Source organism: Enterobacter hormaechei ATCC 49162 (genome assembly GCF_001875655.1).
Classification (GTDB): domain Bacteria; phylum Pseudomonadota; class Gammaproteobacteria; order Enterobacterales; family Enterobacteriaceae; genus Enterobacter; species Enterobacter hormaechei.
In genome coordinates this window covers 2,769,365-2,791,353 of sequence record NZ_MKEQ01000001.1, presented here as the reverse complement: position 1 = coordinate 2,791,353, position 21,989 = coordinate 2,769,365, and the positions used below count along the sequence as shown (strand labels likewise).

24 protein-coding genes are annotated in these 21,989 nt (G+C 54.2%); 10 read left to right on the top strand and 14 right to left on the bottom strand.

Annotation, left to right across the window (positions count from 1 at the left end):
• Positions 1 to 19 precede the first annotated feature (19 nt).
• The 3 genes from BH712_RS13925 to etk are packed head-to-tail and all read left to right on the top strand — an operon-like array spanning position 20 to position 3,784.
• On the top strand, positions 20 to 1,153 hold the full coding sequence (locus BH712_RS13925; protein ID WP_006812429.1) for a polysaccharide export protein: 1,134 nt from the start codon (positions 20 to 22) through the stop codon (positions 1,151 to 1,153).
• Positions 1,141 to 1,584, top strand: a complete 444-nt coding sequence (locus BH712_RS13920; protein WP_006812428.1) for an arsenate reductase/protein-tyrosine-phosphatase family protein — start codon at positions 1,141 to 1,143, stop codon at positions 1,582 to 1,584. Before BH712_RS13925 ends, BH712_RS13920 begins: the two co-directional genes overlap by 13 nt.
• A 22-nt stretch (positions 1,585 to 1,606) precedes the next feature.
• On the top strand, positions 1,607 to 3,784 hold the full coding sequence (gene etk / locus BH712_RS13915; protein WP_006812427.1) for a tyrosine-protein kinase: 2,178 nt from the start codon (positions 1,607 to 1,609) through the stop codon (positions 3,782 to 3,784).
• Between the two features lie 26 nt (positions 3,785 to 3,810).
• Here the strand turns inward: etk and BH712_RS13910 are convergent, their stop codons facing one another.
• Together BH712_RS13910 and BH712_RS13905 are read right to left on the bottom strand one after the other, a co-directional pair.
• Entirely contained in the window at positions 3,811 to 4,428 is a 618-nt protein-coding gene (locus BH712_RS13910) for a trimeric intracellular cation channel family protein (protein WP_006812426.1), read from the bottom strand.
• A gap of 208 nt (positions 4,429 to 4,636) precedes the next feature.
• Positions 4,637 to 5,500, bottom strand: coding sequence for a YicC/YloC family endoribonuclease (locus BH712_RS13905; RefSeq protein ID WP_003860907.1), 864 nt, complete (start codon positions 5,498 to 5,500; stop codon positions 4,637 to 4,639).
• Between the two features lie 125 nt (positions 5,501 to 5,625).
• On the opposite strand from BH712_RS13905, the gene rph reads away from it, so the two are divergent.
• Both rph and pyrE read left to right on the top strand, forming a co-directional pair.
• A complete protein-coding gene (gene rph, locus BH712_RS13900; RefSeq protein ID WP_006812424.1) occupies positions 5,626 to 6,342 on the top strand; it encodes a ribonuclease PH in 717 nt (238 codons plus the stop codon).
• A gap of 67 nt (positions 6,343 to 6,409) precedes the next feature.
• On the top strand, positions 6,410 to 7,051 hold the full coding sequence (gene pyrE / locus BH712_RS13895) for an orotate phosphoribosyltransferase (RefSeq protein WP_006812423.1): 642 nt from the start codon (positions 6,410 to 6,412) through the stop codon (positions 7,049 to 7,051).
• Positions 7,052 to 7,132: 81 nt separating this feature from the next.
• Here pyrE and slmA read toward each other — a convergent pair whose 3' ends face one another.
• The 3 genes from slmA to coaBC all read right to left on the bottom strand — a co-directional run bounded on the left by slmA (position 7,133) and on the right by coaBC (position 9,499).
• Positions 7,133 to 7,729: a nucleoid occlusion factor SlmA gene (gene slmA, locus BH712_RS13890; RefSeq protein WP_006812422.1), complete on the bottom strand. Its 597-nt coding sequence runs from the start codon at positions 7,727 to 7,729 to the stop codon at positions 7,133 to 7,135.
• 122 nt (positions 7,730 to 7,851) lie between these two features.
• Complete coding sequence (gene dut, locus BH712_RS13885) at positions 7,852 to 8,310, bottom strand: dUTP diphosphatase (protein ID WP_006812421.1); 459 nt, start codon at positions 8,308 to 8,310, stop codon at positions 7,852 to 7,854.
• Positions 8,288 to 9,499, bottom strand: a complete 1,212-nt coding sequence (gene coaBC, locus BH712_RS13880) for a bifunctional phosphopantothenoylcysteine decarboxylase/phosphopantothenate--cysteine ligase CoaBC (protein WP_169313211.1) — start codon at positions 9,497 to 9,499, stop codon at positions 8,288 to 8,290. The genes dut and coaBC overlap by 23 nt, the downstream gene beginning before the upstream one ends.
• A 173-nt stretch (positions 9,500 to 9,672) precedes the next feature.
• Between coaBC and radC the strand changes: the two genes are divergently transcribed.
• From radC to mutM, 4 genes are all read left to right on the top strand, one after another.
• Positions 9,673 to 10,338, top strand: coding sequence for a RadC family protein (radC, locus tag BH712_RS13875; protein WP_006812419.1), 666 nt, complete (start codon positions 9,673 to 9,675; stop codon positions 10,336 to 10,338).
• Positions 10,339 to 10,555: 217 nt separating this feature from the next.
• A complete protein-coding gene (gene rpmB / locus BH712_RS13870) occupies positions 10,556 to 10,792 on the top strand; it encodes a 50S ribosomal protein L28 (protein ID WP_002436699.1) in 237 nt (78 codons plus the stop codon).
• A 22-nt stretch (positions 10,793 to 10,814) separates the two neighbouring features.
• Positions 10,815 to 10,982, top strand: coding sequence for a 50S ribosomal protein L33 (gene rpmG / locus BH712_RS13865; protein WP_003024094.1), 168 nt, complete (start codon positions 10,815 to 10,817; stop codon positions 10,980 to 10,982).
• A gap of 72 nt (positions 10,983 to 11,054) precedes the next feature.
• Positions 11,055 to 11,864 carry a bifunctional DNA-formamidopyrimidine glycosylase/DNA-(apurinic or apyrimidinic site) lyase gene (gene mutM, locus BH712_RS13860; protein ID WP_003860879.1) on the top strand — a complete coding sequence of 270 codons (810 nt, stop codon included), beginning with the start codon at positions 11,055 to 11,057 and terminating at the stop codon, positions 11,862 to 11,864.
• 2 nt (positions 11,865 to 11,866) lie between these two features.
• Here mutM and coaD read toward each other — a convergent pair whose 3' ends face one another.
• The 7 genes from coaD to rfaQ form a co-directional block, all read right to left on the bottom strand.
• Positions 11,867 to 12,346: a pantetheine-phosphate adenylyltransferase gene (coaD, locus tag BH712_RS13855; protein ID WP_006812418.1), complete on the bottom strand. Its 480-nt coding sequence runs from the start codon at positions 12,344 to 12,346 to the stop codon at positions 11,867 to 11,869.
• A 3-nt stretch (positions 12,347 to 12,349) separates the two neighbouring features.
• Positions 12,350 to 13,120 (bottom strand): glycosyltransferase family 2 protein, encoded by a 771-nt coding sequence (locus BH712_RS13850; RefSeq protein WP_006812417.1) that lies wholly within the window; start codon positions 13,118 to 13,120, stop codon positions 12,350 to 12,352.
• Entirely contained in the window at positions 13,120 to 14,394 is a 1,275-nt protein-coding gene (gene waaA, locus BH712_RS13845; protein ID WP_003860874.1) for a lipid IV(A) 3-deoxy-D-manno-octulosonic acid transferase, read from the bottom strand. The genes BH712_RS13850 and waaA overlap by 1 nt, the downstream gene beginning before the upstream one ends.
• A 65-nt stretch (positions 14,395 to 14,459) precedes the next feature.
• On the bottom strand, positions 14,460 to 15,449 hold the full coding sequence (locus BH712_RS13840; protein WP_006812416.1) for a glycosyltransferase: 990 nt from the start codon (positions 15,447 to 15,449) through the stop codon (positions 14,460 to 14,462).
• An 11-nt stretch (positions 15,450 to 15,460) separates the two neighbouring features.
• On the bottom strand, positions 15,461 to 16,561 hold the full coding sequence (locus BH712_RS13835) for a glycosyltransferase (protein ID WP_006812415.1): 1,101 nt from the start codon (positions 16,559 to 16,561) through the stop codon (positions 15,461 to 15,463).
• Between the two features lie 2 nt (positions 16,562 to 16,563).
• Entirely contained in the window at positions 16,564 to 17,691 is a 1,128-nt protein-coding gene (locus tag BH712_RS13830; protein ID WP_006812414.1) for a glycosyltransferase family 4 protein, read from the bottom strand.
• Positions 17,688 to 18,758, bottom strand: coding sequence for a putative lipopolysaccharide heptosyltransferase III (gene rfaQ, locus BH712_RS13825; RefSeq protein WP_006812413.1), 1,071 nt, complete (start codon positions 18,756 to 18,758; stop codon positions 17,688 to 17,690). The genes BH712_RS13830 and rfaQ overlap by 4 nt, the downstream gene beginning before the upstream one ends.
• Before the next feature lie 150 nt (positions 18,759 to 18,908).
• Between rfaQ and BH712_RS13820 the strand changes: the two genes are divergently transcribed.
• On the top strand, positions 18,909 to 19,862 hold the full coding sequence (locus tag BH712_RS13820) for a polysaccharide deacetylase family protein (RefSeq protein WP_006812412.1): 954 nt from the start codon (positions 18,909 to 18,911) through the stop codon (positions 19,860 to 19,862).
• Positions 19,863 to 19,888: 26 nt separating this feature from the next.
• On the opposite strand, the gene BH712_RS13815 is transcribed toward BH712_RS13820, so the two are convergent.
• Both BH712_RS13815 and BH712_RS13810 read right to left on the bottom strand, forming a co-directional pair.
• Positions 19,889 to 21,100, bottom strand: a complete 1,212-nt coding sequence (locus BH712_RS13815; RefSeq protein WP_006812411.1) for an O-antigen ligase family protein — start codon at positions 21,098 to 21,100, stop codon at positions 19,889 to 19,891.
• On the bottom strand, positions 21,088 to 21,987 hold the full coding sequence (locus BH712_RS13810; RefSeq protein ID WP_006812410.1) for a glycosyltransferase family 2 protein: 900 nt from the start codon (positions 21,985 to 21,987) through the stop codon (positions 21,088 to 21,090). Before BH712_RS13810 ends, BH712_RS13815 begins: the two co-directional genes overlap by 13 nt.
• Between the last annotated feature and the right edge of the window lie 2 nt (positions 21,988 to 21,989).

Sequence of the window (21,989 nt, the reverse complement as noted above, 5' to 3'; positions counted from 1 at the left end):
AACCAGATGATTTTCCTGAATGAAAAACGTTAAATTTTCCGTGCTTGCGTTGGCTATGATGGCGTTAAGCGGTTGTACTATCGTACCGGGCCAGGGACTCAGCACCCAGGGCAAAGATATTATTGATTTGCCTGACAGCAATTACGATCTGGAGAAGATGGTCAACGTCTATCCGCTCACGCCGGGGCTGGTCGAGCAATTGCTGCCTGGCAAAGTTGACTCCCGCGCCAATCCTGAACTGGATCGCCAGCTCCAGAATTATCAATATCGCATCGGCGTCGGCGACGTGCTGATGGTTACCGTCTGGGACCACCCGGAGCTGACCACCCCCGCAGGCCAGTACCGTAGCGCCAGCGATACGGGCAATTGGGTGAACGCCGACGGCACGATCTTCTATCCCTATATCGGCAAAATCCACGTCGTCGGCAAAACGCTGGCCCAGGTGCGCGATGAGATCGCCGCCCGGCTGGACTCGGTGATTGAAAGCCCGCAGGTGGATGTCAGCGTGGCGGCGTTCCGCTCACAAAAAGCCTACGTGACGGGCGAAGTGGCTAAGTCGGGCCAGCAGCCCATCACCAATATTCCGCTGACGATAATGGATGCGATCAATGCGGCAGGCGGCCTGACGGCGGAGGCGGACTGGCGCCACGTGGTGCTGACCCACAACGGCAAGGACACGCACATTTCTCTCTACGCGCTGATGCAGCGCGGCGATCTCACCCAGAACAAACTCCTCTATCCGGGCGATATTCTCTTCATTCCGCGTAATGACGACCTGAAAGTGTTTGTCATGGGCGAGGTGGGTAAACAGAGCACCCTGAAGATGGATCGTAGCGGGATGACGCTGGCGGAAGCGCTGGGTAATGCCCAGGGTGTGAATCAGGATATGGCCGACGCCACGGGGATCTTTGTGATTCGTCCGTTGCAGGGCAAGCAGAACGGCAAAATCGCCAACGTCTACCAGCTTAACGCCCGGGATGCCACCGCAATGGTACTGAGCACCGAATTCCAGCTGGAGCCTTACGACATCGTCTATGTCACCACCGCGCCGCTGGTGCGCTGGAACCGCGTGATCTCTCAGCTTGTACCGACCATTACGGGTGTACATGACCTGACTGAAACAGGGAGATATATCAGAACATGGCCAAATTAACGGTTAACGCCATCCTGGTGATCTGTACCGGCAATATCTGCCGCTCCCCCATTGGGGAACGGCTGCTGCGCCAGCTGCTTCCCGCCGCCCGGGTCGATTCAGCGGGTATTTGTGGCCTGGAAGGACGCACAGCCGATTCACAGGCGGCAGAGATCGCCGCCGAACGCGGCACCCAGCTTGAGGGCCACGTAGCGCGCAGGCTCACCCCCGCCATGGTACGCGACTACGATCTGATTCTGGCGATGGAGCTGGAACATATCGAGCAGGTCACGGCTATCGCACCGGAGGCGCGCGGCAAAATGATGCTCTTTGGTCACTGGACGGGCAGAAAAGAGATCCCGGACCCCTACCGTAAAAACCGGGACGCATTTGAATATGTTTATGGGCTGCTGGAGCAGGCCAGTCTGGAATGGGCAAAACGGCTCAGTTAATCACACGGGATAGTTACGTTTTATGTCAACAAATAACCTTCACGCCCATGATGCGTCTGCCGCGAATAACGAGATCGATCTGGTGCGCCTGTTGGGTGAGCTGCTCGACCACCGAAAATTTATTCTCATCCTTACCGCGCTGTTCACGCTGGCGGCCCTGCTTTATGCGTTCTTTGCCACGCCGGTTTATCAGGCCGATGCGCTGATACAGGTGGAGCAGAAGCAGGGCAACGCGCTACTCAGTAACCTTAGCGAGTTCATCCCTGACTCCTCGCCGGAGTCGGCGCCGGAGCTTCAGCTTCTCCAGTCGCGCATGATCCTCGGTAAAACGATTGATGACCTGAACATGCGCACACAGGTGAGTGAAAACTATTTTCCCCTTGTCGGACGCGGCTGGGCGCGGCTCACCGGCCAGCAGCCGGGCATCGTCGATATCAGTATGCTCAATCTCCCTCCTGTCGCAGGCCAGGCGCAAAAGCTGACGCTGACCGTCGGCGAGAAGGGCCACTATCAGCTGGAGGGCGATAACGTGACGTTACAGGGCGTTGTGGGACACCCCCTGAGCGCGGCGAATATCGCCATTAACATTGCCGATATCCAGGCGAAGCCGGGTACGCAATTTACGATTTCACAGCTGAGCGAGCTGGAGGCCATTGACGCGCTACAGCTGCGTTTTTCCGTGAGCGAGCGCAGCAAGGATAGCGGGATGCTTGGCCTGACCATCACGGGGGAAGATCCCGACGAGATGGCCCGCGTGCTTAACTGCATCGCCGACAACTATTTACAACAGAACGTGGCTCGCCAGGCGGCGCAGGATGCGAAAAGCCTGCAATTTTTGAAGCAGCAGCTTCCGCAGGTGCGAAGCGAACTGGACCAGGCCGAGGAGAAGCTCAACCGTTATCGTCAGCAAAACGACTCCGTTGACCTGAACCTGGAGGCAAAAGCGGTGCTGGAGCAGATTGTGAATGCAGACAATCAGCTCAATGAACTGACCTTCCGGGAAGCGGAAATTTCGCAGCTCTACAAAAAAGATCACCCTACTTACCGGGCGCTGATTGAGAAACGCCAGACGCTGGAGCAGGAAAAAAACCGCCTGAATAAACGGGTATCGTCCATGCCCGCAACCCAGCAGGAGGTGTTGCGCCTGAGCCGCGATGTGGAGTCGGGACGCGTTATCTATCAGCAGCTGCTTAACCGCGAACAGGAACTGAGCATCGCCCGGTCGAGTGCGATTGGCAACGTCCGCATTATCGATCCGGCCGTGACCCGGCCGCAGCCAGTTAAGCCGAAAAAAGCGCTGGTCGTTGTTCTGGGGGTTCTCCTGGGTCTGTTCGTCTCAGCAGGCTGGATCCTGGCGCGCAGTATGCTGCGTATGGGCATTGAAACGCCGGAGCAGCTGGAAGAGCACGGGATTAACGTCTATGCCACCGTGCCGCTGTCGGAATGGCTGGCTAAAAAGATGCGGTTGCGCAAAAAAGACTTTTTGTCCCGGGGTCTGAGCCATAAGACAAAACATATCCCCTTCCTGGCGGCGGATAATCCTGTCGATCTCTCCGTGGAGGCGATTCGTGGCCTGCGCACTAGCCTGCATTTCGCGATGATGGAGTCAGCGAACAATATACTGATGATCTCTGGCGCCACGCCGGACAGCGGAAAAACGTTTGTCAGCAGTACCCTGGCGGCAGTCGTGGCACAGGCGGGCCAGAAAGTGCTCTATATTGATGCGGATATGCGTCGCGGGTATGCCCATGATCTGTTTAAGCTCGACAATACCTGCGGCTTGTCGGAGATATTGTCCGGTAAGGCGGAGTATGCGCAGGGCGTTCAGACCTTTGATAAAGGCGGATTCGATACCATCGTGCGCGGGCAGATCCCCCCTAATCCGGCGGAGCTTCTGATGCATATGCGCTTCCGGAAGCTGCTGGACTGGGCGAACGAACGCTATGATCTGGTGATTATCGATACGCCGCCGATCCTGGCGGTCACCGACGCGGCGGTTGTTGGCCGTCGCGCAGGCACCACGCTGCTGGTCGCCCGCTTCGGAATGAACAGCGTGAAGGAGATGCTGGTCTGTGTACAGCGTCTGGAGCAGAGTGGCGTCAACACCAAAGGGGTGATTCTCAACGGCGTCGTTAAGCGGGCAAGCAACGCTTACGGCTACGGCTACCATCACTACGGTTACAACTATTCGAGTAACTGATTATCCGGCACCTGCCCGCTCTGACATTAATGCGCATTGTGTTTGTAATGGAAAACGGGCAGGCCCAGCTTCAGGCGCAATGCCAGCATACGCGCGGTGAAACCAAACAGCAGCGTGGAGATAACCACCACATCGTGGCTGGTGACATAGTGCTGCAAGGCGACGTAAAGCACTGCCGCGGCAAAAGAGATGCCGGCATACAGTTCCTTCTGGAAAACCAGCGGGATACGTTTGCAGAACATATCCCGCAACACCCCGCCAAACACGCCCGTGATCACCGCAGCAATGGTGGCGATAACCGGGCCTTCACCCATATCGAGTGCGATTTGTGCGCCAATGATGGAAAAAACTATCAGGCCAAGCGCATCCAGCACCAAGAACAAACGACGCAGATGGGGCATCACCGGGGCCACAATCGTCGTTAGCACCGCTGCTGTTGCCACGATAATGACGTACTCAGGGTTTTTGACCCAGCCGAGCGGATAATGGCCAAGCAGGATATCGCGCACGGACCCGCCGCCGAGTGCAGTGGCTGTGGCAATAATGATCACGCCGAAGGTGTCCATCCTGCGACGCCCGGCGGCGAGCGCGCCGGTCATGGCTTCTGCGGTAATGCCAATGAGATAGAGAATGTGAAGCAGCATAAAACCTCCGGAATGAAGAGGAGGAGATTAGCGATTTGTGCGGAAGATCACGATTGAGATTTTCTAAGGCGAGGCGGTTTGCCCTACAGACATTTATCAACGCATGCCCGGCAGGCTTGTTATCAGGCGGGAGAGAAAGAAAGTCAGGCTAAATAAGGATTAGAAAAAGTAATGGGTGGTGTGCGAGGCAGCACCACCCTGAAAGGAATTACTCGATATTCTGGATCTGCTCGCGCATCTGCTCAATCAGGACCTTCAGTTCAATCGCTGAATTGGTTACCTCTGCATTGATAGACTTAGACGCCAGCGTGTTCGACTCGCGGTTGAACTCCTGCATCATAAAGTCGAGACGGCGGCCTACCGCTTCTTTCTTCTTTAGAATGTTGTAGGTCTCTTTAACGTGCGCTTCCAGACGATCCAGCTCTTCAGCCACGTCCACACGCTGCGCCATCAGCACCAGCTCTTGTTCCAGACGGTTGTTTTCCAGCTGGACTTCCGCCTCTTCCAGTTTGGCGACAAGACGCTCACGCTGCCATTGCAGCACTTCTGGCATATGAGCGCGCACTTTAGCGACTTCGGCGCTCACGCCTTCAAGGCGCTGCTCAATCATCGCTTTCAGCGCCTGACCTTCGGTTTCACGGGCAACGATAAAGTCATCCAGCGTGCCATCGAGTGCAGCCAGGATTTCGGCGGTAATCGCGTCCAGATCCTGCTCTCCGGCGGCCATCACGCCAGGCCAGCGCAGAATATCAACCGGGTTGATTTCGCCTTCATCACTCTGCATTTTGACCCAGTTCGCCGCATTAACCAGCTGTTTTGCCAGCTTTTCGTTAAGGATCAGTTCGCCCTGTGCACTGGCATCGGGTTCAAAACGCAGGTTGCATTCCACTTTGCCACGGGTCAGACGCGTACGGATACGCTCACGCACCACAGGCTCCAGGCTGCGGAACTGTTCCGGCATACGGAAATATGTTTCCAGATAGCGCTGGTTTACCGAGCGCATTTCCCAGGTAGCGCTACCCCAGCTACCCTTGATTTCACGCCGGGCGTAGGCGGTCATACTGCGGATCATAGACATTCCCGTTTTTAAAGGAGAGATGGGGGGATTATAGCTTTCAGGGGCTTCTCAGGATAGGAATAAGCGTCCTTTATCCGTATAATGCGCAGCCACATTCGTTTCAAGCCGGAGAATCCATCATGCGTCCATCAGGTCGTAGCGCCAATCAGGTGCGTCCCGTCACCCTGACCCGTAACTATACAAAACACGCTGAAGGCTCCGTGCTGGTTGAGTTTGGTGACACCAAAGTGCTTTGCACTGCCTCCATCGAAGAGGGCGTGCCTCGCTTCCTGAAAGGTCAGGGCCAGGGTTGGATCACCGCCGAATACGGTATGTTGCCGCGTGCAACCCATACCCGTAATGCCCGTGAAGCGGCAAAAGGTAAGCAGGGCGGCCGTACCATGGAGATCCAGCGCCTGATCGCACGTGCGCTGCGCGCTGCGGTTGACCTGAAAACGCTGGGTGAGTTCACCATCACTCTCGATTGCGACGTCATTCAGGCCGATGGTGGCACGCGTACCGCGTCCATTACCGGTGCCTGCGTAGCGCTGGCCGATGCGCTGAACAAGCTGGTTGCCGCCGGTAAGCTGAAAACCAACCCAATGAAAGGGATGGTTGCCGCGGTTTCCGTCGGTATCGTTAACGGCGAAGCGCTTTGCGATCTGGAATACGTTGAAGATTCTGCCGCAGAAACCGACATGAACGTGGTGATGACTGAAGATGGTCGCATCATTGAAGTGCAGGGGACGGCAGAAGGCGAGCCGTTCACCCATGAAGAACTTCTCTCCCTGTTGGCGTTGGCCCGAGGGGGTATCGAATCTATTGTCACGACGCAGAAAGCGGCGTTAGAAAATTGATTTTAAAGGCGACCAATGAGTCGCCTTTTTTTTGCCTGTAAGACAGAAAAAACAAAGGAGCAAATCCATGAAATCGTATCAGCGCCAGTTTATTGAGTTTGCGCTTAACAAGCAGGTACTTAAGTTTGGCGAGTTCACGCTGAAATCCGGGCGTAAAAGCCCGTATTTCTTCAACGCCGGGCTGTTTAATACCGGGCGTGACCTGGCACTGTTAGGCCGCTTCTATGCCGAAGCGCTGGTGGATTCCGGGATTGATTTCGACCTGCTGTTCGGCCCCGCGTACAAAGGCATTCCGATTGCAACCACCACGGCGGTGGCGCTGGCGGAGCACCATGACCGCGACGTGCCGTACTGCTTTAACCGTAAAGAGGCCAAAACCCACGGTGAAGGCGGCAATCTGGTAGGGAGCGCCTTGCAGGGCCGCGTGATGCTGGTGGATGACGTGATCACCGCAGGCACCGCGATCCGTGAATCGATGGAGATTATCCAGGCTAACGGAGCGACGCTTGCGGGTGTGCTGATTTCGCTTGATCGTCAGGAGCGTGGGCGCGGCGACATCTCTGCTATTCAGGAAGTGGAACGTGATTATGGCTGCAAAGTCACATCGATTATCACGCTGAAAGACCTGATTGTGTATCTGGAAGAGAAGCCTGAGATGGCGGATCATCTGGCGGCGGTAAAAGCGTATCGCGAAGCGTTCGGGGTTTAATGACATTGCCTGGTGGCGCTACGCTTACCGGGCCTACCAGTCGTAGGCCGGATAAGGCGAAGCCGCCATCCGGCGATGGCGTTACTGTAACTGAGCAGCCACTAACGGCCAGCGGGCGTCAAAATCGTCCGTTGGTCGATATTTAAATTCGCTGCGCACAAACCGGGAGAGCATCCCTTCGCAAAATGCCAGGATCTGGCCTGCCAGCAGCGTCTCATCAGTCTCATATCCCTCGCCTTCCCGCATTTTCTTCTCGCGCAGAACCTGACGCAGCTGGGCTTCGATACGCTCAAAAAGCTGGTTTATACGGCCTTGCAGACGATCCTGTTCAAACATCAGCGCGTGGCCGGTCAGAATACGGGTCAGACCCGGGTTACGTTCGCCAAAACCCAGAATCAGCAGCACAATCAAACGCAGACGCGCGCTGGTGTCTTTTTCATCCTTCAGGATCAGGTTGATGCGCGTGATCAGGCTGTCTTCAATAAACTCGATCAGGCTGTCAAACATCCGGGTTTTGCTCGGGAAATGACGATACAACGCCGCCTCTGACACGCCCACAGAGGCCGCCAGTTTTGCGGTGGTGATGCGTTGACTGCCGTCGCTGGATTCAAGCATCAGAGCCAGAGATTGAAGTATTTCTTCGCGACGATTCCTTTTCGCGGTTTGTTTTTCTGCCATGTTACAAAATACCCCTGAAAAATAAGCACTTGCCAGGCTGGCAACCACACAGCGACCCGCAAACTGACGTTTGCGGTTTGTTATTGCATTATGGCGCTGTGAGGTGCGTGTTTGTCGGGCGGTTATCTGCGCCCGGAATGGCCGAAGCCGCCTTCGCCACGGTCGGTAGCGTCGAAGTCTGCCACCAGGTTAAATTCTGCCTGCACCACCGGTACAAACACCATCTGCGCGATACGCTCGCCCGGTTCAATGGTGAAGCTGTCCTGACCACGGTTCCAGACGGATACCATCAGCTGACCCTGATAGTCAGAGTCAATCAGGCCGACCAGGTTACCCAGCACGACGCCATGCTTGTGGCCCAGGCCAGAGCGCGGCAGGATCACCGCGGCCAGTGACGGGTCAGCAATGTGAATCGCCAGCCCTGTCGGGATCAGGGTCGTTGCACCCGGCGCCAGTTCTACGGCGTCATCGAGACAGGCGCGCAGGTCAAGACCGGCAGAGCCGGAGGTGGCATACGTTGGCAGCGGAAATTGCTCGCCAACGCGCGGGTCCAGAATCTTAACGTCGATTTTTTTCATCATAACGGGTAACGATCTCGTCCAGTAATTGTTGGCCCAGGAGTTCTTTGCGCTCAAGCGGTAAGACTTTATCTCCATCCTGCCAGAAAAGGTGCAATGCGTTGCTGTCGCTGTTAAATCCTTGCGTGGACAGCGATACGTCGTTCGCGCAAATCAAATCGAGGTTTTTGCGGGTACGTTTTTGCCGGGCATATTCTTCCACATTATTCGTTTCTGCGGCAAACCCAACAACGTAAGGACGATGAGTTTTCAATGCGGCGACACCGGCAACGATATCCGGGTTCTTCACCATTTTTATTGTTAATTCATCACCTTGCTTTTTAATTTTGGCGTCAGCAATGGTTTCAGCACGGTAATCAGCGACGGCCGCACAGCCGATAAAAATATGCTGCTGTTGAGCATGCGCCTGTACGGCGGCTTCCATCTCCAGCGCGGTAGTCACATTGATACGCTGCACAAACGCAGGTGTGGTAAGTGACACCGGGCCGCTCACCAGCGTGACGTTTGCGCCGCGTTTGGCTGCCGCGGCAGCAATCGCAAAGCCCATTTTGCCGGAGCTGTGGTTGGTGATGTAACGCACCGGATCCAGCGGCTCGCGCGTGGGGCCCGCGGTAATCATGATGTTGAGATGTTGCAGATCGTTGACAGGCGAGAAATGGGCGGCGGCCATATCAACAATCGTCAGTGGGTCGAGCATACGACCCGGCCCCACGTCGCCGCAGGCCTGGCTGCCGCTGTCCGGGCCCCAAATCAGCAGCCCGCGCGAGGCCAGCGTGTCCAGATTATGCTGGGTGGCGGCGTTGCGGTACATCTGCTGGTTCATGGCGGGCACAACCGCGACGGGGGCTGGCGTGGCGAGGCAAATGGTCGTAACCAGATCGTTCGCCATACCGGCCGCCACGCGGGCAATTAAATCTGCCGTGGCGGGGGCAAGGATAACCAGATCGGCCCATTTCCCCAGCTCAATGTGGCCCATTGCGGCTTCGGCCGCCGGGTCGAGAAGGCTGTCGGATACCGGGTATCCCGAGACGGCTTGCAGGCTCAGCGGGGTGATAAAGGCTTTGCCGCCTTCGGTGATCGCGACCCGTACGTCGGCCCCGCGCTCGCGCAAACGGCGCACCAGGTCTGGCGTTTTATAGGCAGCAATACCGCCGCTGACGCCAAGAACGATTTTTTTACCGGCCAGGCTCATCATGATTCTTTCCTGTTGGGTTTCACCAGAGAGCGGGCATTTTATCACAATCCCTAAAACGGGGTGATGATGTCCTTTATTCACTTTGCGAGGCGTTACGCAAGAACGAAACGTTAGCGTCGAGCCTCGAATTTGCCTGTGGCAGCATAATGGCAAACAGAAGGAGGCCGGGCATGGAAGAGACTGAACTGCTGTTACCGCGTGAAAAAATGCTGCGTCATGGCGTCACATTGTTAAAAGATGACGAGCTGCTGGCGCTCTTTTTACGCACAGGCACGCCGGGAAAAACGGTGTTTACGCTGGCGAAAGAGCTGATAGACCATTTCGGTTCACTGTATGGTTTACTGACCGCCGAACTGGAGGCGTTTACGCACGTTGAGGGGATTGGCGTGGCGAAATATGCCCAGTTGCGGGGCATTGCGGAGCTGGCCCGACGATTTTACAACGTGCGTATGGAGGAAGAAGACCCGATCCTGACCCCTGACATGACCCGCGAATTTCTGCAAAGCCAGCTCTCCGACCTGGAGCGGGAGATCTTCATGGTGATCTTTCTCGACAACAAAAACCGGGTACTGAAACATACCCGCCTTTTTTCGGGAACATTGAGCCACGTTGAGGTGCATCCGCGTGAAATTGTGCGGGAAGCGATAAAAGTGAATGCAGCCGGCGTGATCCTCGCGCATAATCACCCCTCTGGCTGTGCAGAACCAAGCAGAGCTGACAAAGCAATTACCGAACGTATTATCAAATGCTGTCAATTCATGGACATTCGTGTGCTGGACCATCTGATAATTGGCCGCGGAGAGTACATTTCTTTTGCCGAACGTGGCTGGATTTAGGCCTTTTCTCGCGATCCATCGGGATCTTTGTCTGTTCGGGACTTGAGCACACCGCCGAGTCAGCGTATACTACGCCACCTTTGAGAATCTCGGGTTTGGCATTTGGGCCTGGCAATCGAGAGTTCAATAGAACTATGCGATGACCGGGCTGTAAAGCCTGACGAGGCGCCGATACCCCATACGAAGCTCGAGCTAATTTGATTTTTGGAGAATAGACATGTCCCGAGTCTGCCAAGTTACTGGCAAGCGTCCGGTGACCGGTAACAACCGTTCCCACGCACTGAACGCGACTAAACGCCGTTTCCTGCCGAACCTGCACTCTCACCGTTTCTGGGTTGAGAGCGAGAAGCGTTTTGTCACCCTGCGCGTATCTGCTAAAGGTATGCGTGTAATCGATAAGAAAGGCATCGATACAGTTCTGTCCGAACTGCGTGCCCGTGGCGAAAAGTACTAAGTACTTAAAGAGGAAATAAATCATGGCTAAAGGTATTCGCGAGAAAATCAAGCTGGTTTCTTCTGCTGGTACAGGTCACTTCTACACCACCACGAAGAACAAACGTACTAAGCCGGAAAAACTGGAACTGAAAAAATTCGATCCAGTTGTACGCCAGCACGTACTGTACAAAGAAGCTAAAATCAAATAATTTTAGTCTCCTTGTATTGAAAAACCCCGCAACTGCGGGGTTTTTTGCATTCTGCATCTCAACGGAGGAACCATGCCTGAATTACCTGAGGTAGAGACCAGCCGCCGCGGCATTGAGCCTCATCTGGTTGGCGCGACTATTCTTCATGCTGTCGTTCGCAACGGGCGTCTGCGCTGGCCGGTGTCCGATGAGATCCACGCGTTAAGCGACAAACCCGTCCTGAGCGTGCAGCGCCGCGCAAAATATCTGCTGCTGGAACTGCCTGACGGCTGGATCATTATCCATCTGGGGATGTCCGGGAGCCTGCGCATCCTCACCGAAGAACTGCCTGCGGAAAAGCACGACCACGTTGATCTGGTCATGAGTAACGGCAAAGTGCTGCGTTACACCGACCCGCGCCGCTTTGGCGCATGGCTGTGGACAAAAGAGCTGGAAGGGCACAACGTGCTGGCGCATCTCGGACCTGAGCCGCTCTCGGAGGCATTTAACGCGGATTATCTCAAAGAGAAGTGCGCGAAAAAGAAAACCCCGATCAAGCCCTGGCTGATGGATAACAAGCTGGTGGTAGGCGTGGGGAATATCTATGCCAGCGAATCGCTGTTTGCCGCCGGGATCCATCCCGATCGGCTGGCCTCTTCGCTGTCTGCGCAGGAGTGCGAGCTGCTGGTCAGGGTGATAAAAGCGGTACTGCTGCGCTCAATTGAGCAGGGCGGGACAACGCTGAAGGACTTCCTGCAAAGCGACGGGAAGCCGGGCTATTTTGCGCAGGAGTTGCAGGTTTATGGTCGTAAGGGTGAACCGTGCAGAGCCTGCGGAACGCCGATTATTGCCACCAAGCACGCCCAGCGGGCCACGTTCTACTGCCGTCAGTGCCAGAAGTAAGGTTACTTTAGCTTTTCCATCAACGCCTGGTGGACGTTAACCGGCAGGAAGTGGGTAACGTCCCCGTGATGCCGCGCCACCTCTTTCACCAGCGAAGAAGAGATGAAGGACCACTCTTTGGAGGGCATCAGGAATACGCTCTCCAGCTCCGGCATCAGATGGCGGTTCATGTGCGCCAGCTGCATCTCATACTCGAAGTCTGCCACCGCGCGAAGACCGCGGATCAGGATATTAGCCTGCTGGGCACGGGCAAAGTTTGCCATCAAATCGCTGAACCCGACGACTTCAACATTCGGCAGGTGCGCAATCGCATCGATGGCGAGCTGCACGCGTTCGTTCAGGTCGAACATCGGCTTTTTGCTTGGGCTGGCGGCAATGGCCAGAATCACCTTGTCGAACATACTCGCCGCACGGGTGATGATATCAAGATGACCGTTAGTGATCGGATCGAAGGTACCCGGATAAATCGCTTTTGTGCTCATGGCTCACGTTTTCTCTGAGTAGCCGCGGCAGAGCGCCCACAGCTCGGTGTATTTATTGAAAGTATACTGGGCATTCACCACCGCCAGTAACCAGCCCTGCTTACCGTCCAGCACGCCGCCACGCAGCAGCAGCGTTTTCAAAAATGCGCCCAGCGTATGGGTGAAAATGCCGGTCAGCGTGGCCTTCTTGCCGCGCGCATGCCGCTCCTGTGCCCAGGCGGTGGCATAGTTGAGCTGCTTTTGCTGGAAGCTGGCGAAATCGCGGCAGGTCAGATGAAGCAGATCGCCCGTCAGGGGAATGACCTGAGCGTTATCGCAGGCCAGAGACTCATGGACCAGGTTGTCGTTGTACTGATAACGCTCGCGCGGATAGAGGCGCATCACGCGGTCGGGGTACCAGCCGCTGTGGCGCATAAAGCGGCCCAGGAAATAGTTACGACGCGCGATACTGTAGACCGCGCCGGGCTGCGGCGCGGCAAGCACCGTTTGAATGGCCTGTCGGAGTTCCGGGGTGACACGCTCGTCGGTGTCGATCATCAGCACGTAATCGCCCGTGGCGTAACTCTGCGCGCGCTGACGCTGAATACCGTAGCCCTGCCAGTCGGTGTTGGTAAAGACGTTTGCACCCGCTGCACGGGCAACCTCCACCGTGTTGTCCGTACTTCCGGAGTCGAGAATGACGATCTCATCAGCCCAGGCAACAGAGGCCAGGCAATCCGGAAGCAGGTCGGCGGCGTTTTTGGCGATCATCACGACCGACAGACGCGTTGACATTAGTGGCTCCGCTGCGGCAGATAAGGTTGCAGAAGTTGCAGCAGACGGGTCAGTGCGCCCTGGTTCTGATGCAGAACTTCAACGGCATGACGACCGTACCACAGACGGTAATCTTCATCAGTCAGAAGGGTAGAGACCTCTTTGACCACCGAATCCGCGTCGGTCACGGTAATTAAACCATCGGCCTGCTGCAATTTTGCGCAGATGTCTTTGAAGTTAAACGTGTGTGGCCCCATCAGCACAGGAATGGCATGGGCTGCCGGCTCCAGCGGATTATGACCACCGCGCTCCACCAGGCTGCCACCGACAAAGGCGAGGTCTGCAATGCCGTAGAGCAACATCAGTTCGCCCATCGTATCGCCAATCACCACCTGCGTACTGCCAGAGGGGATTTCGCCGCTGCTGCGCAGTGTGAAGCTGAAACCGCCTTTTTGCACCATCTCGCGGGCATCTTTGAAACGCTCCGGGTGGCGAGGAACCAGAATCAGCAGTAAATCAGGGAATTTTTCCAGCAGCTGGCGGTGAGCCTGAAGAATAATGGCTTCTTCGCCGTCATGGGTGCTGGTAGCGATCCAGACCTGGCGACGCGGCGCCCACTGACGACGCAGCGTTACCGCACGGGCGGCGAGTTCAGGGGTGACGGAAATATCGAACTTAAGGCTACCCGTGACCGCAAGCTGGTTGCGCTTCAGGCCGAGGGCGATAAAGCGCGCGGCATCTTCTTCGTTCTGCGCGGCGATCAGCGTGATTTTGCTGAGCAGGCGACGCATAAATTTACCCAGCTTGCCATATCCTTTCGCCGAGCGTTCCGACAGACGCGCGTTGGCGATAACCAAAGGAATTTTACGGGCATGCAGGGCGGAAATCATATTCGGCCACAGTTCGGTTTCCATGACGATCACCAGTTTAGGGCGAACGGTATTCAGGAAACGGTTCATGGCGCAGGGAAGATCGTACGGCAGGTAGACGTGATGCACGTCTTTACCGAAGGCAGACATCACGCGCTCTGAGCCGGTTGGCGTCATCGTGGTGACGGTGATGGGCAGTGACGGATAACGGTGGCGCAGGGCACGTACCAGCGGAATGGCGGCCAGCGTTTCCCCGACTGACACGGAATGCAGCAGAATACCGTCCGGCGCCACTTTATTGCGGCAGTAGCCATAACGTTCGGCCCAGCGTTTACGGTACGCAGGCGCTTTACGGCTACGAAGCAACAGTCGCAGCCACACCAGTGGCTGAATGATGTAGAGCAGGGCGGTATACAACAATTCCAAGCGATTATCCGTTTTTTAGTTTCGGCCGGGAAATTCTAAGCATTTAAGCGTGCTAAAGCTATCTCTTATGCCAGATACCGTTTTAAACGGAAGTAACGTCGGCCCAGACGCCAGCGCAAACGCGGGCTTTTGGCGCTTTTCCAGATGAGCTTCCAGATCCCGGTGTCGAAGAACTCTTTGATAATCATTGATTTCTTCGTCTCATCCTTCATGTTGTCGAAGGTATGAATAATGCCCAGACCCTCTTTGGCGATTTGCCAGTGGCAGGCGGGGATATTTTTCACTTTATCCGGGTAACGCTGGTTTATGGCATCAAGCATCTTCAGGATCTTCATGTAATGACGCGCTGAGCGAATCAGCGTGTCGTCATTATCCGGGGTGTGCGATACCGAGGCGGAGTGAATGTAGTAGTTGTAAAAGCGTTCGCTGGTGTACTGAACGCGTTCCGCGGCAAGCAGCACCTCGGTAGTCCACGGGATATCCTGATGACGCAGGCCAGGCTCGAAACGGAAGCCGTGCTGACGAATAAAATCGTGACGATAGATATTCAGCCAGGTCACATGCAGGAACTTACGTGAATCCAGCGCCTTTTTTAACCATGCCGCGCCATTCATGACGCCCGTAGAGGCGAGCTTATCTTCAGGGAAGATAGGGCGGGACGGTTTTTTGTTATTTTCCCAGACGTAGTTGCCGTTACAGGTGGCGACATCCAGATTCTGCGTGACGGCCATATCCAGCAAACGCTGGTACATGCCGGGTTTGAAGACATCATCAATATCCGGGAAAGAGAGATATTGGCCGGTCGCAACGGCCAGGCCGGTATTACGCGCGATGGACACGCCCTGATTAGGTTGTTCAATTACCTGCATCTGCGGCAGCTTTTCGCGCCATTTTTCGACAATCTGCATCGAACGGTCAGTGGAGCCGTCATTCACGATGATGACTTCCATACTGTCGATATGTTGATTTACAAGGCAGGTAAAGAACTGATCAAGAAAGGCTTTACCGTTATAAACGGCAACCACCACGCTTAATAAAGGCGCTGAATTTTGCATATGAAACCTGATTATTTTTGGTTGTCGACCAAAGCAATGTATTGCTGGCAAATGGCGTTGATACCGAACGATGCGATCGTGTCGCGATCAACAACCGGCGGAGAGGCATACAGTTCTGCCAGTGTTTTCGCCAGTGATTCGTCGGTTAACGCTGTCAGACCACGCGCCAGGGGGCCAGTAAGGATCTCAGCAGGGCCGCCAGGGCAGTTTGTACTCACCGGTGGGGTCTGACAGATAATGGACTCTACCAGTACATTACCAAAACCTTCGCAGTCGGAACTTAATACTAAAAGGCGTGCCCCTTTGATCCACGGGTAGGGATTGGTTTCGAACGGGCGGAAGACGATCTTGTTTTCAATTCCCAGCTTAGCGGCAAGCTGTTTGAGCTGGTCTATTTTCGCGTCGGAACCTTTACCCATCAACACCAGCGATGCGTCGATTTTGCTCAGCGCGAATGCTCGCAGCAGCCGGTCGTGACGTTTGTGTTCATGAAAACGGCCAACGTGGATGATGTAATCCTGCCCCTGCATCTCAAAGGGCGCTTCCGCCAGACGCTGAATGTCAGGGATATCAAACGGGTTATGGATAACCGCTTTGCGCCGCAGGGGGATAGCGAGCACTTCAGAGAGATCGTGCAGCACGGCGCCGGAAACCGCCACCACGTTGCGGTTTTCATAGGTATGACGAATTTTATAATGCTTAAACCAGCGAGAAAGCCCGCTGCGATGGCGTAAATAGGAGAAGGAGAACATCCCGTGTACGCAGAACCAGACCTTATCCCGATCCAGCACGCGGCTGTGCGCCACGATACGGTCGGTTTTATGCAGATGCGAGAAGACGACGTCAAATTTACCGTTGCGTTCTGCCTGCTCGATGGCGCGATCCAACAAACGTGCGCGACGCGGGATCTCGGTCAGCTTCCGCCAGGGTTTTTTACAGCTATCCTGCACCACCTGAAAATCGATGCCTTCCGGAATGGCGTAGTCGCACACCTTCCGCAAGGAGAAAAGGGTGACCTGATGCCCCAGTTCTGTCAGTCCGCTGGAGAGGGTGAGAACCGTTTTTTCGGCTCCTCCACCGGGTAAACCATCAATAATCATTAGGATGCGCATTATTAATCCAGTAATTTTTGATAAAGCGAAATAAGCTGACTTGATAGTTTTTCAGGGGTTGCTTCTCTGACGCGTTCACGCGCCGCAAGCCCCATATTGTTATTTTTTTCCAGTGAAGGGATCGACATGACGGCCTCCTTCAATGTGCGGATATCAAGTGCATCACAGTAAAACCCGTTCTGGCCTTGCTCAATAAATTCTGAACCACCGCAACTCTCTGACGTAATGACGGGCAATCCACAGGCCATTGCTTCAAGTATGACGTTAGGGAAAGGATCATACAGCGTCGGCAGCAGTAAACCATCAGAAAGCTGATAAAATGGCAGTGTCTCTTTTTGCATCCCCAGGAAACGGATTTGCCCCTCACAGCCTAATGAACGGGCGAGGTCGCGATAACGGTTCTCCGCTTTATCCTGACCGACCACAACCAGCCACGCCGATGTTCCTGCTATAGCCCGAATAGCGCTTGCCAGCCCCTTACGCTCAAACCCTGAACCCACGAAGCAGAAAATGACGGCATCAGCGGGTAAGCCAAATTGCTGACGCAGGACAGCGCGCTGCATCTCTTCTGCCGGAACGAAGCGGCTGGAATCTATTGAATTATAAATCACATGTATCTTTTTTGCGTCAATATCAAAGTCTTCGACGATTTCGCGTTTGATCATCTCCGCATTACAGATAACGGCTTTCAACTCGGGTGCCTGGTACATTTCACGTTCTGCGCGCATCACGTAGCGGTGATAGCGATCGTGCATAAGCAGCTTCGCGCGCCAGGCGGGGAGAATACGCGTACGCTGTAGCAGCCAGCGTCGATGTACACCATCCCCGGCGCGGTAAATATCGCAGCCCGGAATACGTTCGTGGCTCTGGACGATATCAAACTGCTGTTGATGCCACAGCGCGCGCGCGGCGTGTGCAAAGCCGCGCTCACGGCTGATGCGGCCCCACTTTCGTGGATCGCAAATATGAATATGCCAGTCGTCCTGCTTTTCGCCCTGCCATTCGCGAGTGATGACGTTAAGCTCCAGATTCTGGTTGCTCAACGCGGTAAGTGCCCTGGAGACAAAACGTTCTGCCCCCCCATCCGGACGATATTTTTGGCGCACAATGGCCAGACGATGAAGCCTCATTGCAGGTATCTCCTTGCGGCGGAGACGACGGCATCAACGGGAATGGCGTCGAGATAACGTTCCGTCGTTTTTGTATCAATGGCGTCAGGGTTGGGAAGCGGGCCGTAGTCACCAGCCCAGATAACCTCGCCGTTAACCTGCCATGGCGACCAGAACGTCAATTTTGACGGGCCAAACAGCGCCACGCAGGGCGTCTGAAGGGCGGCGGCCATGTGCATGGGTACGGAGTCAACGCCGATGAACAGGCAGGCGTGATCGATAAGCGAAGCCAGCTGGCGCAGCGTTAACTGCCCTGCCAGCGATACCACTCCCGTTTGCGGGGCGGCGGCAAGAATGCGGTCAATCATCGCCAGCTCTTTCTTGTCCGGTCCCGCCGTCAGGACGATGGTATGGCCGTCCTGCTGCAACGCGGCGATAGTTTGCGCCATTTTGCCTTCATCCCAGCACTTAAAGAACCAGCGTGAAGTGGGTTGAATAACAATGTAGCGTTCTCCCACGCCCTTTTGCGTCAGCTTTTGGTGAGCGTGGTGCCAGTCATCCGCGCTGTAAGCCATGGTCACGGTAGGGTTGGCCGTAACCGGCAGCGCTGACAGTATGGAGAGATTTTGTTCAACGGTGTGGAGTGACTGATGACCGGCGACTGAGACCCGTTCATTGTGACAAAAACGCCAGAATGCATTATTGCGCTTGTTAAAGGCGAACCCGAGCCGAACCGGTGCGCCGGTGAAGCGGGTGACAATCGCACTGCGCCACTGATCGGCCAGATTGATCACCAGATGATAATGCTGAGCGCGTAAAGCACGAAGCAGCTGCCACTCTTTTTGCAGGTGCTTCAGCGTCCCCAGCTGCTTCCATTTTCGATCGATACCATAGATCGTCCCGATTGCCGGATGCGCGGCGAGCATGTCTCGCGTCTCTTCATAAAGAAGCACGTCGATTCGGGCTTCAGGCCATTTCTGACGTAATGAATTGATGACGGGGGTGGTGAGTAACATGTCACCATGATGGCGAAGTTTAATCAGTAAAATGCGCAAATCAGGCGTGTCAGGTAAGTTATTCATCATCATCTTATCGGCGTTGTACTATTGGCAATTCTAATAGACCTGGTAACGACTTGCACTCTTTCTCCATAATGTCAGGAATTTCCCGGGAAGGGTTTACTCCTGCTTTCGGGCGTGCGTAACATAGCGCTAACTATTTTGTCTTGCGGACTCATTATGAAAAAACCAGCGTTTATCATCACGATCGATACCGAAGGGGATAATCTCTGGCAGAACCACCGGGTGATCAAAACGGAAAACGCGCGCTACCTGGCGCGGTTTCAGGCACTTTGTGAACGTTTCGGCTTTAAGCCCGTCTGGTTGACCAACTACGAGATGGCCGTCGAACCGGTGTTCATTGAGTTCGCGAAAGAGGTCATCGCCCGCGGTCAGGGTGAGGTGGGAATGCATCTCCATGCCTGGAACAGTCCTCCGGAGCACGATCTGACCGGTGATGACTGGCGCTGGCAGCCTTATCTGATTGAGTTCTCAGACGAGATCATGCGTGAGAAAGTGCTGTTCATGACCCGCTTACTGGAAGAGACTTTCCAGACAAAAATGCTCAGCCATCGCGCCGGGCGCTGGGCTTTCGACAGTCGTTACGCCCAGTTGCTGATTGAACTGGGTTATCAGGTAGATTGTTCCGTTACGCCGCGCGTGAACTGGCGCAACGCGAAAGGCGCTCCACAGGGTAATGGCGGAACGAATTACCAGCATTTTCCCGACCGCGCCTACTTTTTGGACGTCGACGACATTTCCCGGCCGGGAAACAGCCCTCTCCTCGAAGTGCCGATGAGCATCCAGTATAAACACCCGGCATGGCTGAATTCCCTGAAGCAGGGTTATGATCGTTTGCGTGGTAAATACCGTTCTCCGTCAGTTAACTGGTTACGCCCGTCCGGAGGAAATGCGGCGGAGATGATTAAGGTGGCGCAGCAGTGCCTGGCTCAGGGGAATGACTACGTGGAGTTCATGCTGCATTCGTCGGAATTTATGCCTGGCGGCAGCCCTACTTTTAAAGACGAGGCCGCGATTGAGGGGCTGTATCAGGATCTGGAGCAGCTCTTTACCTGGTTATCAGATAAGACCGTGGGGATGACGCTGGCGGAGTTTTACCAGTACAAAAAATAATTATGCCCGCCAGGCGGGCATAGTTGTCATTGCTGCTTTGTTTGTGAGAAAGGTGTACTTAACGCAAACAAAATCATAAAGAAGATTAAGGCTTCTGAACTGAGCAGTATCACATCCGTCAGTCCATACAAAAGCAAAAGAAGCATCGACGTTAGCAGCAGTGCGTTTCTGTTTCGTAGGGCATACACAATCATCGACACAAAGAAAAAGAGCATTACCGCCACGCCGGGGATCCCCTGCAAGGAGTATTTCTCAATAAATTCATTATGCAGGTGGACTTTGATGTATTCCAGCGCACTGCCAAGGTGTGGATGTCCGTCTTTAATATAGTGTCGGGTCCATACTTCACGCTCTTCGAGTGACTGTCCTAACGGATGTGCAAGTCCATTCTGAATACCCACCGTCCACATGGAGAAACGAGCGCCGAGTGACGTGCGGTCAATACCTTGCTGATAACGTTCAACTTCACGCTGGGTTTGTTGAATTTTCGGCGAAATTAATGGCTTGTAGCTAACGATTACCACGCCTGCGACAATGCATAAAAAGATGAGGGCGGATTTAAGGTGGATCCGTCTGAAATGATACAGCGTGAGCACAATCGCCAGAAGAAGATATAAACCCATCGCAGCGCGTGTACCCGTCAACAGTATGACGAAGTAAGAGAGTAAGATAGTAAAACCCGCGACAACATACAGCTTCACGTTTCGCTGAAGGTAAAGACTGTATACGAAAGCCAGTGACAGGACAGAATAAACATAGGCCGAAACGGTGGCGCGGTTAATTGCCATCTCAACGCGAGTCATACCTTGTGAGGCCTGCCATAAGCCATATCCTGTGGCGAGCACAAACCCTAAGGCCGTTGCGAAAAAGAAAAATTTTTTGAAGGTGTCTTTATCGATGTAAAACTTAAAGCGATCAATATAGAAAATCAGGATGCTCGCTAAAATTAACTTTTTGCTGGCACCGAGATAGTCGCTGTAAAGGTTAAGACCCTCGTTATGATACTCATAGAGGAAATACCAGCCGAGGTTAAGTATCCCAATCAGCAGAATGGGCAGCGCTATAGTAAAAGGTCGCAGAGTGATTTTTTTATATTCGAAAGCCAGACCAATAATACTGACGTAAATAGCAATATAGAAAAACTCTCTTTGCTTCCCTGAACTGACTAATGCCAGCATCAACGAGATAAGGCTCAAAGCGATTGTCAGTTGATAGAGCCGTGGTTTTATTTTTTCCATAACGCCTCAATAACCCTTTTTTTATAGCTAAAACGAACATCGGTGGACAGGAAAAAAGACAATGTATACATGGCCTTTACGCGTTGTTTCACGAGTTGCAATTGTTGGTCTGTAAGACAGGACCGGTGGTTGCTGTAAATATCAAACCAGTGGCAATTGACGAGGTGTTTGAAGCTGGACGGAAATGTGCTTTCCATCTGTAATGTGCATTCGACAAGCGTCGAAATTTTGCTGGCGTCCAGACTGCTCGACAAACTGTCGCGACGCTTGATGTAATAATAATGCCCCTGGCGTTGATAGACTATTTTGCTCGATTGCATCAGCATTCCAGGGAAGACAGCGAAATCCTCATAACATAACATCGGAGGAATGGGGTTATTCTCGTACAGGCTACGATGAATAAACTGGCCAATGAGATGTGCCTGAAAGTCTTTATGGCGTAAGAAACGCGCGACTGCTTCATTCTGTGACAAGGGCACAGGGTTAAATCCCTGCCAGTCTGAAGTTATTTTCCTGGGATCGCGAATCTCAAGCAAACGTGTCAGTAACATATCCGGACGTTGCGCTTTCAGGAAGGTAATTGCGTCCCTGAGGCTGCCCGGCTTTAAGCAATCGTCACTGTCGAGCATCGTAATATACTCACCCGAGGCCAGTGCGACAGCACTGTTTCGTACCCGGCCGACGTTACGAAAGTTCACAGTACGGGTTATGGCCTGCGGAAATTCAGGCAACCACTCATCAATTATTGCCTGCGTGGCATCCTCAGAACTGTCATTAAAAATAATAATTTCAGTGTCTTGATCGGTTGCTGCCAGCAGGCTCGAAAGCGTGGCGTGCAGCGTAGCTTCAGCGTTATGCGCAGCAATAATGACGCTTAAAAAAGCCATAA

What these genes read in the sequence shown, in the direction of transcription:
- BH712_RS13925 (WP_006812429.1), top strand. Translation starts at nt 20, where the DNA reads ATGAAAAACGTTAAATTTTCCGTGCTTGCGTTGGCTATGATGGCGTTA.
- BH712_RS13920 (WP_006812428.1), top strand. Translation starts at nt 1,141, where the DNA reads ATGGCCAAATTAACGGTTAACGCCATCCTGGTGATCTGTACCGGCAAT.
- etk (WP_006812427.1), top strand. Translation starts at nt 1,607, where the DNA reads ATGTCAACAAATAACCTTCACGCCCATGATGCGTCTGCCGCGAATAAC.
- BH712_RS13910 (WP_006812426.1), bottom strand. Translation starts at nt 4,428, where the DNA reads ATGCTGCTTCACATTCTCTATCTCATTGGCATTACCGCAGAAGCCATG.
- BH712_RS13905 (WP_003860907.1), bottom strand. Translation starts at nt 5,500, where the DNA reads ATGATCCGCAGTATGACCGCCTACGCCCGGCGTGAAATCAAGGGTAGC.
- rph (WP_006812424.1), top strand. Translation starts at nt 5,626, where the DNA reads ATGCGTCCATCAGGTCGTAGCGCCAATCAGGTGCGTCCCGTCACCCTG.
- pyrE (WP_006812423.1), top strand. Translation starts at nt 6,410, where the DNA reads ATGAAATCGTATCAGCGCCAGTTTATTGAGTTTGCGCTTAACAAGCAG.
- slmA (WP_006812422.1), bottom strand. Translation starts at nt 7,729, where the DNA reads ATGGCAGAAAAACAAACCGCGAAAAGGAATCGTCGCGAAGAAATACTT.
- dut (WP_006812421.1), bottom strand. Translation starts at nt 8,310, where the DNA reads ATGATGAAAAAAATCGACGTTAAGATTCTGGACCCGCGCGTTGGCGAG.
- coaBC (WP_169313211.1), bottom strand. Translation starts at nt 9,499, where the DNA reads ATGAGCCTGGCCGGTAAAAAAATCGTTCTTGGCGTCAGCGGCGGTATT.
- radC (WP_006812419.1), top strand. Translation starts at nt 9,673, where the DNA reads ATGGAAGAGACTGAACTGCTGTTACCGCGTGAAAAAATGCTGCGTCAT.
- rpmB (WP_002436699.1), top strand. Translation starts at nt 10,556, where the DNA reads ATGTCCCGAGTCTGCCAAGTTACTGGCAAGCGTCCGGTGACCGGTAAC.
- rpmG (WP_003024094.1), top strand. Translation starts at nt 10,815, where the DNA reads ATGGCTAAAGGTATTCGCGAGAAAATCAAGCTGGTTTCTTCTGCTGGT.
- mutM (WP_003860879.1), top strand. Translation starts at nt 11,055, where the DNA reads ATGCCTGAATTACCTGAGGTAGAGACCAGCCGCCGCGGCATTGAGCCT.
- coaD (WP_006812418.1), bottom strand. Translation starts at nt 12,346, where the DNA reads ATGAGCACAAAAGCGATTTATCCGGGTACCTTCGATCCGATCACTAAC.
- BH712_RS13850 (WP_006812417.1), bottom strand. Translation starts at nt 13,120, where the DNA reads ATGTCAACGCGTCTGTCGGTCGTGATGATCGCCAAAAACGCCGCCGAC.
- BH712_RS13840 (WP_006812416.1), bottom strand. Translation starts at nt 15,449, where the DNA reads ATGCAAAATTCAGCGCCTTTATTAAGCGTGGTGGTTGCCGTTTATAAC.
- BH712_RS13835 (WP_006812415.1), bottom strand. Translation starts at nt 16,561, where the DNA reads ATGCGCATCCTAATGATTATTGATGGTTTACCCGGTGGAGGAGCCGAA.
- BH712_RS13830 (WP_006812414.1), bottom strand. Translation starts at nt 17,691, where the DNA reads ATGAGGCTTCATCGTCTGGCCATTGTGCGCCAAAAATATCGTCCGGAT.
- rfaQ (WP_006812413.1), bottom strand. Translation starts at nt 18,758, where the DNA reads ATGATGATGAATAACTTACCTGACACGCCTGATTTGCGCATTTTACTG.
- BH712_RS13820 (WP_006812412.1), top strand. Translation starts at nt 18,909, where the DNA reads ATGAAAAAACCAGCGTTTATCATCACGATCGATACCGAAGGGGATAAT.
- BH712_RS13815 (WP_006812411.1), bottom strand. Translation starts at nt 21,100, where the DNA reads ATGGAAAAAATAAAACCACGGCTCTATCAACTGACAATCGCTTTGAGC.
- BH712_RS13810 (WP_006812410.1), bottom strand. Translation starts at nt 21,987, where the DNA reads ATGGCTTTTTTAAGCGTCATTATTGCTGCGCATAACGCTGAAGCTACG.